This window comes from uncultured Pigmentiphaga sp., from assembly GCF_937950555.1.
Lineage (GTDB): Bacteria > Pseudomonadota > Gammaproteobacteria > Burkholderiales > Burkholderiaceae_B > Pigmentiphaga.
Window position 1 is genome coordinate 106,861 of sequence record NZ_CALFCW010000071.1, and the last position, 12,777, is coordinate 119,637.

Here is a 12,777-nt window from a genome sequence, read left to right on the forward strand (position 1 = left end):
GCTTCCATCAGTTGTCGCGGTTCGCCGTGACTTCGATGCCTACGGCGGCGCAGTCGGCGAAGGCCTGGGGCTTGGAGACGCGCAGGCGCACTTCGCGGATTTCGGAGAACTGCGCCAGCAGCCGGGAGGCCAGCCGGTCGCAGAGGGTTTCGAGCAGGTTGACGTGGGTGCGGGTGCATTCGTCGACGATGCATTCGCGCAGCCGCCGATAGTCGAGCACCTCCTGGATGCCGTCGTGACGCGGCTTGTCCACCCCTTCCAGGTCGATTTCCGCGTCGACATGCAGGGGCTGCGTGGCGCCGCGCTCGTGATCCAATATGCCGATCTGCGCGTCCACGGCGAGGCGGTTGAAGAAAATGCGGCGTGTGCCCATGGTTGTACTCAAGGATGGCCGAGGGTCAAGTGTCCGCCGGCGGGTTCATCATGCTGAAATCGCGCTGGAAGCCCACCAGGTGCTGGCCGCCGTCGACCAGCAGCGTGGTGCCGGTGATCGAGCGGTTTTGCACTGCGAACAGGACCGCATGCGCAACGTCTTCCGGATGGCTGGCATGACCTAGCGGCGCCATGGCGTGGGTCTGGGCGAACTGCTGGGGCGTTTGCAGGTGGCTGATCATGGTCAGGCCGGGCGCCACGCCTACCACTCGCACGGCCGGCGCCAACGCTTGGGCCAGCATGGTCGTCGCCGCCTCGAGCGCGGCCTTGCTCAGCGTGTAGGAGAAGAAGTCGGGATTGTAGTTCCAGAGCTTCTGGTCCAGGAGATTGACCACCACGCCGCGCGCATCCGCCCCCCTGTCTGCCAGGGCTGCGGCGAGGTCGCGCGCCAGCGCCACGGGCGCGACGAGGTTGGGCAGCATGTGGGCCTGCAGCATGTCGAGGCTGAACGAATGTACGTCGTCGTACTCGAATGTCGAGGCGTTGTTCACCACCGCGTCGATGCGCCCGAAGCAAGCCTTTACCGACGGGACCAGGGAAGCCAGCGCGGCCTGGTCGGCGAGGTCGCAGGCGAAGCCCTCGGCCTCGACCCCTAGCGCGCGCAGCATGGCGCATGTTTGTTGCGCGTCGTCGTGCGAGGTGGCGTAGTGCACGGCGACATTCCAGCCGGCGCGTCCCAGGGTGAGCGCGATCTCGCGGCCGATGCGCCGGGCGGAACCGGTGACCAGCACAACGGGACGGGAGGAGACGGGGCTCGTTTCGCTCATGGCGGCACGGAATCCGGGACGGGGGCGGCAAAGGCCCCAAGTTTAGCAAGGCGCGGCCCCGCGCATGCGCGGGGCGGTTGCCTGGAACGTGGGACAATCCGGTGCATGAAAAAACTTCCCGACCTGGATCCCGTATCGGCCGCACATTCCCGGCGCGCGGCCCGTTTCATCGCCGACGAAATCCGCAAGGCGGGCGGCTGGCTGCCGTTCGATCGCTGGATGGCGCTAGCCTTGTACGCGCCGGGATTGGGCTATTACGCGGCCGGCAGCCAGAAACTCGCCACGGGCGGAGGTGTGCCTGCCGGCGACTTCGTCACCGCCCCCGAGCTCACCCCCTTGTTCGCGCGTACCTTGGCCAGGCAGGTTGCGCAGGTGCTGGAGGCTTGCGGCGGGGGCGAAATCCTCGAGTTCGGCGCGGGGACGGGCGCGCTGGCCGATGGGCTGCTGGCAGCGCTCGACGAAGCGGGCGTGCGGGCCTCCTATCGCATCCTCGAGGTATCGGCGGACCTGCGCGAGCGCCAGCGCGAGCGCCTCGCCGCTTATGGCGAGCGGGTGCGCTGGCTCGATGCCTTGCCGGAGTCGTTCACCGGTTGCGTGGTCGCCAACGAAGTGCTCGACGCAATGCCCGTGCGACTGTTCCGCTGGAGTGACGCGGGCCTGTTGGAACGTGGCGTCGCGCTCCACGGCGAAGACGGCTTTGCCTGGGAGGACCGGCCCGCGCCACCCGACTTGGCCGAAGCCGTGTCGGCCCGGATGCCGGCCCTGCCCGGTTACGTTTCGGAAATCAATCTCCAGGCCGAAGCCTTCGTGCGCGGCATGGGGCAATGGTTGCAGCGCGGCGCGGCCCTGCTCATCGACTACGGCTTCGCGCAACGCGAGTACTACCATCCGCAGCGCCTGGAGGGCACGCTGATGTGCCATTTCCGGCACGTTGCCCATGCTGACCCGCTGGTTGCCGTGGGGGTGCAGGACATTACCGCCCACGTCGATTTCACGGCCATGGCCGAAGCGGCGGTCGACGGTGGCCTCGAGCTGCTGGGGTATATCTCCCAGGCCGGATTCTTGATGAATGCCGGCCTGATGGACCTGCTCGGCGCGCTTGATCCGGCCGACGCCCAAGCCTACGCCCGGGCCGTCGCGCCGGTGCAGAAACTGCTCTCGCCGGCGGAAATGGGCGAGCTCTTCAAGGTGCTGGCCGTGGGGCGGGGCGTGGCGGCGCCGCTGATCGGCTTCGGCCGCGGCGACCGCAGCCATGCGCTGTAGCGACGATCGCCGGCCCTGTTCAATCTGCTTCTTCCATGCGCGCCTGTAGGGCCGCGATCCGCGCTGCGCGCACGGCATCGCGGATGCCGGCGGGCTGGGAGGCATGGCGGGCGGCGATGGCCCCGGCATCGACCGCCGCGACGGTGTTGCGCCAGGCCATCCAGCGTTCCGTGTCCAGCGGTGTCAGCAAGTTCGCCGTGCGCAGGAGCGCCTCGAAGCGCTCGGGCTTGCGCAGGGCATCGCTGCGTTCGAGCAGCGTCAACGCGCGATCCGCATCGCGGTCGACGCGAGGCAAGTCCTGGAGCGCCAACTGCAGCAGGCGCGCCATGTCATTGCAGTCGTTCGAGGCGCGCAGCCGCCGCCCCAGCGCCTGCACGTCGGGGCTGCGAACGCACAGCAGCGCGTAGCGCGACGCCAGCGGCAGGCCGCGGCGTGCCGCCTCATCCAGCGTGCCCGGTAGTCCATCGTCCATCACCAATTCGGGGGCGATGCGCGGCAGTGCGCCCGTGTCGGCCAGCACTTGCAGCATGCGCGAAGGCTTTTCTTGCATGAGCCCGCGCGACAACTCGCGCCAGACCCGTTCCGGTACGAGGGCGTCCACTTCGCCTTCGTCTGCCATTCGGCGACACAGCGCCAGCGTCTCGGGCGAAACCGTGAAGTCGGCGAACCGGGCGGCGAAGCGCGCCAGCCGCAGGATGCGCACCGGATCTTCGGCAAAGGCTGGCCCGATGTGGCGAAAGCGCCGTGCACGCAGGTCAGCCTCGCCTCCGTACGGGTCGATCAACCGTCCGTCGGGTGCCTGCGCGATGGCATTGATGGTCAGGTCGCGGCGCCCGAGGTCGTCTTCGAGCGTCACGTCCGGGCCGGTGTAGAAGGTGAACCCTTTGTACCCTCGCCCGGATTTGCGTTCGGTCCGGGCCAGGGCGTATTCCTCGCGGGTGACCGGATGCAGGAACACAGGAAAGTCGCCTCCCACGGGCACGAAGCCGCGGGCCGACATTTGCTCGGGCGTGGCGCCGACCACCACCCAGTCCCGATCGCCCGCGGGCAATCCGAGCAGTGCATCGCGTACCGCACCTCCTACGACGAATACGGACAGGCCGTCGGTGGCCGGATCGCTTCCGGTCGTGCGCTCCCGGTTGCCGGCGAGCCCGGCCGGGCGGTCAGTGCCGGCCATGGCGGGCGCGGAAAAGGTCGAAGCGGGTGATTTCCTTGCGCCCCAGGTAGCTGGGCGCCAGTGCTTCGAGCGATGCGGGATGGATGTTGAGTTCAGGGGCGATGGGCGCCTCCAGTACGTTGTCCCGTTGCAGCGAGTCGAGGTTGTCGCGCGACAGGAGAGGCCTGCCCGGCATCCATTCCATGCAGGCGGCCTGTAGCTTGCCCAGGGCCATGGGAAGCGGCAGCACTCGGCGCGGGTGGCCGCTCCAGGCGGCGGCCTTCTCGATCAGCTCCTTGAGCGTATAGGCCTGGGGTCCGGCCAGCGGATAGGTCTTGCCGTAGGTGCGATGGTCGTCGAGCGCGTTGATGATGGCCTGGGTGACATCGCCGACATAGATGGGTTGCAGGCGCGCCGAACAGCCCGCCACCGGGAGCACCGGGAAAAAGCGCGCGAGCGAGGCGAACGTGTTGAGGAAGCGATCGTTCGGGCCGAACACCACCGACGGCCGGAAAATCGTCAATGCGCCGTCCGGCCAGGCGTCGAACACCCGCCGCACTGCCGCTTCGCCGTCGCCCTTGGAGCGTTGGTACATGCTGGGGCCCTGCGAGTCGGCTCCGAGCGCGCTGACATGGATGAAACGCTTCACGCCCTGGGCGACGCAGGCCCGCGCCACGCGCTCGGGCAGTTCCACGTGCAGCCTGCGGAACGCTTTTCCGTAGGGTGTTCCGCGATCCCCGTGCAATATGCCGACGAGGTTGATGACGGCGTCCTGGCCTTCCACCAAGCGGGCGAGCTCGGCGTCGTCCAGCAAGTTGGCCTCGACGACGTCCACAGTCGGCAGCGGCAGCAGATGGCGGGCATTCATGTAGCGGCGGGTGGGGACCTGTAGCCTGCGGCCCTGGGCGGCGAGGCGCGTCACCAGGAGGCTGCCTATGAAACCCGAACCGCCCAGCACGAGTATGCGAGGGTAGATCATAGTCATCGCGTGGTACTTCCTCAGGGAATGGCGGTTGTCTCCACCGCCTGCGGCTCGACCGTTCCCAACCAAGCCTTGAGCGACTGGGGCTGCCCGGTAAACAACGCCGCGTAATAGGTGGCGTTGGACAGCACCTTCTTGACGTAGTCGCGGGTCTCGGTGAAAGGAATGGTCTCGGCAAAAATGGCGCCTTCCACCGGGCCGGGCAGGGTCGAGCGCCAGGCGTGCGGACGGCGCGGGCCGGCGTTGTAGCCGGCCGAAGCCAACAGCGGCGAACCGTCCAAGTCATCCAGGACGATGCGCAGATAGCTCGTTCCGAGCGTGAGGTTGGTGTCCATGTCGTTGACGCGGTGCGGCGCGAAATCCGACATGCCGATGCGGCGCGCCACCCATTTGGCCGTGGCCGGCATCAACTGCATGAGCCCGGAGGCCCCGGCGGTGGAACGTGCATCCATCACGAACCGCGACTCCTGGCGGATGAGCCCGTAGACCCAGGTTGGATCGACGCCGATCTCGCGCGCCTTGTCCACCAGTTGGTTGCGAAATGGCGTGATGAAGCGGAGGTTGAAATCGTGCTGCTCGCGTGTGAGCTCGGCCGTGTTGACGACCCGGTCGTACAGGTTTTCGCGGTGGGCGAGCCGGGCGGCGGCCAGCAGTTGCCTGTCGTTCATGCCGCGCAGCGCGTAGTTCCATTCCCGGACCGCCTCGGTGCGCCAGCCCAGGCGGAACAGGGCGATGGCCCGCTGCAGGCCTGGGTTGTACTGCGCTTGGGCTAGTTCTTCGGCCGTGACGGGTGCAGCCGAGGTTGGGATGGTGGTGGCAATGCCGAGCTCTTCAGCAGCCAGTTGCCCGTAGAAATGGAATTGGCCCGCGATGCGGCGGAATCCCGCCTGGCCTTCTTCCACCGCGCCCAGCGCGACGAGCCCGCGCGAGTGCCAGTACACCCACGTGGGGTCTTCGCGCAGGGAGGCGGGCATGTGTTCGATGTAGCGGATCAGCGTCCGCCAGTCCACGGGCTGTTGGCGCAGCACCATGCGCGCGCGCCAGGCCTGGTTGTACTCCGTGAGCTTGCCGCCTTCGCCCGCCCGGTACCACTCCACCGCGACGGGGTCGAGCTTGAAGGCGGCCTGCAGGGCGAACTGATTGCGCACCCAGTTTGCGTCGGCGGCGGGAAGCCGCCGCGCCCAATTGCGCTCGAAGTAGTCATAGCCGACCCGCATGTCCTGGCGGGCGAGCCGGCCCAGGGCGATGACGATCAATTCCCGCAGGGGGCGGTCTTGCGCGGCCGCGTTTTGCCGCACCAGCCACTTCATGGGTTGATCGAGCACGGCGTTGAAGGTCTTGAGCTGGGTGGCGTCGAAGACGTAGCGCGCCATGCGCCGGGCGTTGGCCAATGCGTTGACCTCCAGCAGGTCGCGCAGCTGGGTGGAAAAGTGTTCCCAGTGCATGACGCCGTCGGCCTGCAGCCGGTCATAGAGCATCCAGCAGCCATCGCCCGCCTGGAACTTGCTCATGGCTTGCTGGGCCGTGACCCGCTCGCCGCGCGCATGCCTGGCGAGCAGCACGGCACAATCGGTTTGCGGCGTATTGACGGTGGTGTCCGCCAGGGAGAGCACGGTTGCGTAATCCCCCTGCTTGGCCGCCGCCAAGAGCCACTCGCCGCGCAGCCGCTCGGCAAGGTATGTGCCGCGGTGCACGCTGACGAACTCCTGCAACTCGGCTTCTGGAAGCGGCTTGCGCGGGTCGTTCAGCTGCTGGCGCAGCCACCAGTACTGGGGATAGGCGCCCAGCATGTGGCCTTGTAGGCGCGGGATGAGCGAGCGAAGTATGTCCCAATTGCCCGTTTGTACCGCAGTCCGCGCGGCCAGCAGCGCGTCATCCAGCCCGGATGAGCCGGTTTGCGCACAGGCGCCGCCCGCGACCGCGCTTGCCACGACGATGGCAAGTGCTGTAATGCGGATTCTGTTCAGGAAAGCGGTATAGGCCATGGCAGCAAGGATAGCATCGGGAAAACCCAGGGAAGACCATCAGCCCGACCGGGCCGGCGGCGCGCCGACTGCAGCGGCACTGCGCCCCCGGCTGCGCGCGCTGCGGGCGGCCATGACAGCGGCGGATCGTGCCGCGGCGGACGCCCGCATCATCGCTTTCCTGCAAGGCAGGATACACGACTACCTGTCCGCTAGCCGTTGGGGGAACCGGCCCGTCGTGCTCTCCGCCTTTTGGCCCATCGGCGACGAACCAGACCTGCGGCCGGCGCTCCATGCGTGGGCGGGCGACTCGCGGCTCGAGCTGGCGCTGCCGGTAATCCAGACTCGTGCCGCTCCCCTGGAGTTCCGGGCTTGGACGCCCGGGGCCGCGATGGCGCCCGGCGCCTATCGGATACCGGAGCCCCAAGGCACCCACGCCTGCGTGCCGGACATCGTCCTGGTGCCGACCCTCGGGTATACGGCGGACGGCGACCGAATCGGCTATGGCGGCGGCTATTACGACCGCACGCTCGCAGCGCTCCGGTCGCGCGGCGAACCCTTTGTGGCCATCGGTGTCGCTTATGCCTGCGGACTGCTTCCGCCGGACGTCCATTTGCCCGAGCCGCATGACATGCGTTTGGACGAGATCGTGACGGAGGAAGCGGTCCTGGCCGTGCCGCGATAGCGGCGCTGCGCGCCGCGCAGGCGGTTCTTCGGGCTGGACTGACGGTGCCGGCAAGAGCCGCCGCGCGAGCGTCCGCGGCGGGTCAGCGGTTTCCGTGACGGGACCCGAGGAACCACAGGATATTCGCGGCGAGCGCCGCCGTCACGATGGCGATGGCCATCGGGTAGGGCGTGCCATTGGGCGCCGCGGCGATCAGGCCGCTGACGGCGAAGGCGCAGCCGAACTGCAGGACGCCGATCATTGCCGAGCCGGTGCCGGCGTACGGGCCCGTCTTGGACATGGCGATGGCCGCCGCGTTGCTGCCTATGAAACCCAGCGAAGCGATGATCAGCCACAGGGGCGGGATCAGCACGAAGACGTGGGTCGTCCCCGCGCATGCCAGCAACACGATGCCGGCGCCGAGCTGGAACCAGAGCGCGGCCCGGAGTAGCGTGCGGACGCTGAAACGGCGCAAGGCCGCGCGGTTGAGCTGGGCGCCTACGGCGATGCCCAGGGCCGTCAGCCCAAAGACGAGCCCATACTGTTGCTCGCTCAGGCCGAAATACTCCATGAACACAAAGGGCGAGCCGGTGATGAAGGCGAAGATGGACACTTGGGCCAGCCCGCCGACCAGCGCCGGGACGAGGAACCCCGGCTGGCGGACTAAGGTGCGGTAGGCGCGCAGCAGCGAAGAGACGTTCAGCGGCTGGCGCCGGTCGCGAGGCAGGGTTTCCGGAATGTAGCGCCAGGTCAAGGCGCCGCACAGCGCAGCGAACGCGAGCAGGAGGATGAAGATGGCCTGCCATCCGGCCGTGACCAATATCCACCCGCCCAGCAGCGGCGCAAAAACGGGCGCCACGATCATCAGCGTAATGATGAGCGACAGGGCGCGCGCGCTTTCCGCCGGCTCGTAGAGATCATTGAGGATGGCCCGGCCCACGATCATGCCGGCGCAGCCACCCATGGCTTGCATGAATCGCAGCCCGGTGAAGACGTCGATGTCGCGGGTCAGCAAGCAGCCCAGGGTGGCCAGGGCGAATAAGGCGATACCGACCAGCAGCGGGGCCTTGCGCCCGAAACGATCGATGATGGGGCCGTAGATCGCCTGTCCCAGCGCGAGGCCAAGGAAAAACGTGGATAACGTCGCTTCGATGCGGCCGGGGTCGGTGTTGTAGGCCGCCGCCATCTGGGCGAAGCCGGGCAGGTACATGTCCGTCGCAAGGGGCGCGAAGGCGGCCAGCATGGCCAGGACCAGGATCAGCCGGCCCGGGTTTTCGGCTGGGAGGGAGGAGGGATGGTTTTTCATACTGCTTCGGACGCCCGGTTCGGGAGCGGACGTCCGTCCTTCTGCGTGAGGCAAAGGGAGTTTTCTGGCAGCCGTCGACCGCGTGGTCGGTCGGCTGCCGCAGGGGAGTGCACCGCATCGGGTGCGGGCGCATCTAGCGCTCGAGCGCGTTCCAGATGGCCTGCGTGGCGTCGGCCTGGTTCATCGTGTAGAAATGCAGGCCAGGCGCGCCTCCGTCGAGCAGCGTCTGGCACAGCTGGGTCACCACGTCGTGCCCGAAGGCCCGGATCGAGGCCTTGTCGTCGCCGTAGGAAGCCAGGCGCAGGCGGATCCAGCGCGGGATTTCCGCTCCGCACATGTCTGAAAAGCGGGCGAGCTGCGTGTAATTCGTGATCGGCATGATGCCCGGCACGATGGGCGCCAGGACGCCCTTGGCCGTTGCGCGGTCCACGAAATCGAAATAGGCGTCTGCGTTGAAGAAGTACTGCGTGATGGCGCTATCGGCGCCTGCGCGCATCTTCTCGACGAAATGGTCCAGATCGGATTCCGGGTCGGGCGCCTGGGGATGCATCTCGGGGTAGGCTGCCACTTCGATGTGGAACCAGTCACCGGTTTCCTCGCGGATGAAGCGCACCAAGTCCCGCGCATATCGCAATTCGCCCATGTCGCCCATGCCCGAAGGCAGGTCTCCGCGCAGGGCGACCAGCCGCTTGATGCCAGCCGCGCGGTAGGCGTCCAGGATTTCGCGCAGGCTTTCCCTGGTCGAACCGATGCACGAAAGATGCGGCGCGACTTCATAGCCGAGCTTTTGCAGCATGGAAACGGCCCGCATCGTGCCGTCGCGCGTCGAGCCGCCGGCGCCGAACGTCACGCTGGCGAAATGGGGGTTGAGGCCTTGCAGCTGCTTGGCCGTACGGATCAACCTTTCCTGCGCGGCGATGTCGCGCGGCGGGAAAAACTCAAGGCTGAAAACCGGCGCGGCGTCCGGCGCCGCACCGGGAGAAATGGACGAACTCACTTGGGAGCAACCTGTAAGTGGCGGGTCAGTTCGGCACGATGGACGAAAGCAGACCCGAAATCAGACTGTAGAGCAGCGCCCCGATGACGGCCCACCAGAAACCGCTGACCTGGAATCCTTTGAGGATGGACCCGGCGAACCAGAACAGCAGCGCGTTCAGCACGAGCAAGAACAGCCCCAGCGTGACGATGGTGATGGGTAGCGTCAGGATGACCAGGACGGGTTTGACCAGCGAGTTGAGCAGGCCCAGTACCAATGCCGCGATCAATGCCGACCCAAAGCTCGCCACCGTGATGCCGGGCAACAGGTAGGCGACGACGAGAAGCGCTACGGCGTTGAGCAGCCAGACGAGTAACAAGGTCATCGCGAACTCCTTGCAAAGTTGGAGTCAGGGGAAGGCCGGGGCGCAAGGCCCCGGGGGACGCTGCAAGAACGATCAATAGCGGTAGTGGTCAGGCTTGTACGGACCTTCCACCGGCACGTTGATGTAGGCGGCCTGGTCCGGGCGAAGCTGCGTGAGCTGCGCACCGAGCTTCTTCAGGTGCAGGCGCGCCACTTTTTCGTCGAGGTGCTTGGGCAGTACGTAGACACGACCCTTTTCGTATTTTTCGTTCTGCGTCCAGAGCTCGATCTGCGCGATGGTTTGGTTGGTGAACGAGGACGACATCACGAACGAGGGGTGGCCGGTGGCGCAGCCCAGGTTCACCAGCCGGCCCTGGGCCAGCAGGATGATGCGGTTGCCAGAGGGCAGGATGACGTGGTCGACCTGGGGCTTGATCTCTTCCCACTGGTATTGGCGCAGCGAAGCGACGTCGATCTCGTTGTCGAAGTGGCCGATGTTGCAGACGATGGCCTGGTCCTTCATGGCGAGCAGGTGCTCGTGGGTGATCACGTGATAGTTGCCGGTCGCCGTCACGAAAATGTCGGCCTTGTCGGCGGCATAGTCCATCGTCACCACCTTATAGCCTTCCATGGCGGCCTGCAGTGCGCAGATGGGGTCGATCTCGGTGACCCAGACCTGTGCGCGCAGCGAGGCGAGCGCCTGGGCGCAACCTTTCCCGACGTCGCCATAGCCGCAGACCACGGCGATCTTGCCGGCGAGCATCACGTCGGTGGCACGCTTGATGCCGTCCACCAGCGATTCGCGGCAGCCGTACAGGTTGTCGAACTTGGACTTGGTGACCGAGTCGTTGACGTTGATGGCGGCGAAAGCGAGTTCGCCCTTCTTGGACATCTGGTACAGGCGGTGCACGCCAGTGGTGGTTTCCTCGGTCACGCCCTTGATTTGGGCAATGCGGGTGGAATACCACTTCGGATCGCGCTTGAGCGTTGCGCGGATGGACTCGAAAAGCGCCACTTCTTCTTCGCTCGTCGGGTTTTCGATGACGCTCGGGTCCTGCTCGGCTTTGGTGCCCAGGTGCAGCAGCAGCGTGGCGTCGCCGCCGTCGTCGAGAATCATGTTGGCGTAGGTGCCGGCCGGCCAGTCGAAGATGCGATGGGTGTATTCCCAGTAGTCGGCCAGCGACTCGCCCTTGATCGCGAACACGGGCGTGCCCGAGGCCGCGATGGCCGCGGCAGCGTGGTCCTGGGTCGAGAAAATGTTGCACGAAGCCCAGCGCACTTCGGCGCCGAGCGCCTTGAGCGTCTCGATCAGGACCGCGGTCTGGATGGTCATGTGCAGGCTGCCGGCGATGCGGGCGCCCTTCAAGGGTTGGGCGGCGGCAAATTCTTCGCGAATCGCCATCAAGCCCGGCATCTCGGTTTCGGCAATGCGGATTTCGCGGCGGCCCCAGTCGGCCAAGGAGAGGTCGGCGATGCGGTAATCGGGGGTGTTGGCGTTGAGTACAGCGTTCATGGGGACTCCAAATTGCTTGCCCTTGACGCCGCGGCTGAAACCGGGATGGCTCGCCGCACGGCCTGCAAAGGGCAGGATAGGGGGCGAGCGCCGTTGCCGGGGACCGGCGCCGCCGTGGCGGCTGCGGCCAGTCCGTAACCTGAGCCTGGCGACCGGCATCCGGTCGTCGCAACGCTCCTCAGGTGGCGACATTGTAGCGGGTTCCCGCCGCCGGCTGCGGGGAAAACCCCAGTGGTGACGGGTTTATGTAACAAACGAACAGAAATGAATAGGCGGAGCGTCCCCTCGGGGGAGCCTCGGGCTCAGCCCTTGCGCCGCGGATAGCCGGCGGCGAGGATGCGCTTCCAAATCGCCTGCTTCTCCTCGTCGCTGAGCATGACCCAGTTGGCCACTTCCATGGCCGTGCGGCCGCAGCCGCGGCAGATTTCGTCGAACAGGGTCGAACACACCGCTACGCAGGGCGAGTCGGCGTTGGCGGGCGGGCAGGCGGGAAACTCGGAGGCGGGACGCTTGGCAGTCATATGGGGGGAGTTTAGCGCCATCCGCGGACGAGTCCCCGCCCGGCAGCGAGGGCGTCAGGAGAAGTAAAAGCGCAACGCGTTCGCGCCGAAGATCCTACGGCGATCGGCCGGGTCGGCAATGGTTTCTTCCAACCAAGTGATGGCGGCCTCGTACGTCATGCTCGACTCCGCGCCGACGAAGGGACAGTCGCTGGCCCACATCAGCCGGTCCACGTCCACTTCTCGGTAGAGCGCCTGGGCGCAGTCGCGGGCATTCGCGCCAAGCCGGTAGGCGCCCGACATCTTGACCCAGGTGCGGCCTTTGCGCACGGATTGCAGCATGGCTTGGAAACCTTCGCAGCGGGTGCCGGCGACCGGGTCCGGGCGTCCGATGTGGTCGATCACGATTTTCACGCCTGATCGCTCCAGCGCGGGCAATACGGCAGGCAGGCGGGGCCCTTCGATGTGGACGTGCACGTGCCAATCCAAATCGACCAGCCGGCGCAGGAACTTGCGATAATCCCAGGAATCGAGGTCGGGCAGGTCTTTCATGCCGATGAAGGGCAGCCGTACGCCGCGGATGCCGGCCGCATGCATGTGGTCCAGCACCACCCGCTCCACCGAGGGGGCCGTGATGACGGTGCCGCGCAGCCGCGGCGACTTGCCCAGGGATTCGATGACGTAGTCGTTGTAGTCGCCCCATGGGCTGGCCGCGGCGATGACGGCGTAGTGCACGCCGTGCCGGTCCATGGTGTCTAGCAATTGTTCGACCGTGAAACTGTAGTCGGGGCTGTGCCGCGGATTGGGCACGAGCGGCATGTCGCGCTTGAATACGTGGACGTGGGCGTCGACCAGAACGGCGTCGGTCGCGTGAGTGGCGAAAGTCACGGA

The 12,777-nt window shown here is 66.7% G+C and carries 13 protein-coding genes and 1 riboswitch; of the genes, 2 read left to right on the top strand and 11 right to left on the bottom strand.

Annotation, left to right across the window (positions count from 1 at the left end):
- Nucleotides 1-7: 7 nt before the first annotated feature.
- Nucleotides 8-373 (bottom strand): dihydroneopterin aldolase, encoded by a 366-nt coding sequence (gene folB, locus Q0319_RS17595; RefSeq protein WP_296468749.1) that lies wholly within the window; start codon nucleotides 371-373, stop codon nucleotides 8-10.
- Nucleotides 374-398: 25 nt separating this feature from the next.
- Nucleotides 399-1,199 carry an SDR family oxidoreductase gene (locus Q0319_RS17600; protein ID WP_296468751.1) on the bottom strand — a complete coding sequence of 267 codons (801 nt, stop codon included), beginning with the start codon at nucleotides 1,197-1,199 and terminating at the stop codon, nucleotides 399-401.
- Nucleotides 1,200-1,304: 105 nt separating this feature from the next.
- Between Q0319_RS17600 and Q0319_RS17605 the strand changes: the two genes are divergently transcribed.
- On the top strand, nucleotides 1,305-2,462 hold the full coding sequence (locus tag Q0319_RS17605; RefSeq protein ID WP_296469586.1) for an SAM-dependent methyltransferase: 1,158 nt from the start codon (nucleotides 1,305-1,307) through the stop codon (nucleotides 2,460-2,462).
- A 19-nt stretch (nucleotides 2,463-2,481) separates the two neighbouring features.
- On the opposite strand, the gene Q0319_RS17610 is transcribed toward Q0319_RS17605, so the two are convergent.
- Genes Q0319_RS17610 through Q0319_RS17620 form a run of 3 tightly spaced genes read right to left on the bottom strand, consistent with a single transcriptional unit; the run spans nucleotide 2,482 to nucleotide 6,585 of the window.
- Entirely contained in the window at nucleotides 2,482-3,639 is a 1,158-nt protein-coding gene (locus Q0319_RS17610; protein ID WP_296469588.1) for a CCA tRNA nucleotidyltransferase, read from the bottom strand.
- Nucleotides 3,626-4,597, bottom strand: coding sequence for a complex I NDUFA9 subunit family protein (locus Q0319_RS17615; RefSeq protein WP_296469597.1), 972 nt, complete (start codon nucleotides 4,595-4,597; stop codon nucleotides 3,626-3,628). Before Q0319_RS17615 ends, Q0319_RS17610 begins: the two co-directional genes overlap by 14 nt.
- A gap of 20 nt (nucleotides 4,598-4,617) precedes the next feature.
- Nucleotides 4,618-6,585 (bottom strand): lytic transglycosylase domain-containing protein, encoded by a 1,968-nt coding sequence (locus Q0319_RS17620; protein WP_299454836.1) that lies wholly within the window; start codon nucleotides 6,583-6,585, stop codon nucleotides 4,618-4,620.
- On the opposite strand from Q0319_RS17620, the gene Q0319_RS17625 reads away from it, so the two are divergent.
- Nucleotides 6,584-7,249 carry a 5-formyltetrahydrofolate cyclo-ligase gene (locus tag Q0319_RS17625; protein WP_296469593.1) on the top strand — a complete coding sequence of 222 codons (666 nt, stop codon included), beginning with the start codon at nucleotides 6,584-6,586 and terminating at the stop codon, nucleotides 7,247-7,249. The genes Q0319_RS17620 and Q0319_RS17625 overlap by 2 nt on opposite strands.
- Nucleotides 7,250-7,331: 82 nt before the next feature.
- On the opposite strand, the gene Q0319_RS17630 is transcribed toward Q0319_RS17625, so the two are convergent.
- The 6 genes from Q0319_RS17630 to Q0319_RS17655 form a co-directional block, all read right to left on the bottom strand.
- On the bottom strand, nucleotides 7,332-8,534 hold the full coding sequence (locus Q0319_RS17630; RefSeq protein ID WP_299454837.1) for a multidrug effflux MFS transporter: 1,203 nt from the start codon (nucleotides 8,532-8,534) through the stop codon (nucleotides 7,332-7,334).
- Between the two features lie 133 nt (nucleotides 8,535-8,667).
- Nucleotides 8,668-9,531, bottom strand: coding sequence for a methylenetetrahydrofolate reductase [NAD(P)H] (gene metF, locus Q0319_RS17635; RefSeq protein ID WP_296463396.1), 864 nt, complete (start codon nucleotides 9,529-9,531; stop codon nucleotides 8,668-8,670).
- A 25-nt stretch (nucleotides 9,532-9,556) separates the two neighbouring features.
- The gene (locus Q0319_RS17640) at nucleotides 9,557-9,895 is read right to left on the bottom strand and encodes a phage holin family protein (protein WP_296463394.1); all 339 of its coding nucleotides are present in this window, start codon (nucleotides 9,893-9,895) and stop codon (nucleotides 9,557-9,559) included.
- Nucleotides 9,896-9,967: 72 nt separating this feature from the next.
- Nucleotides 9,968-11,386, bottom strand: coding sequence for an adenosylhomocysteinase (ahcY, locus tag Q0319_RS17645; protein WP_296463391.1), 1,419 nt, complete (start codon nucleotides 11,384-11,386; stop codon nucleotides 9,968-9,970).
- 78 nt (nucleotides 11,387-11,464) lie between these two features.
- A riboswitch (S-adenosyl-L-homocysteine riboswitch) is annotated at nucleotides 11,465-11,572 on the bottom strand.
- Nucleotides 11,573-11,688: 116 nt separating this feature from the next.
- The gene (locus tag Q0319_RS17650; protein WP_296463389.1) at nucleotides 11,689-11,907 is read right to left on the bottom strand and encodes a DUF1289 domain-containing protein; all 219 of its coding nucleotides are present in this window, start codon (nucleotides 11,905-11,907) and stop codon (nucleotides 11,689-11,691) included.
- A 54-nt stretch (nucleotides 11,908-11,961) separates the two neighbouring features.
- Entirely contained in the window at nucleotides 11,962-12,774 is an 813-nt protein-coding gene (locus Q0319_RS17655) for an amidohydrolase family protein (RefSeq protein WP_296463387.1), read from the bottom strand.
- Nucleotides 12,775-12,777 lie beyond the last annotated feature (3 nt).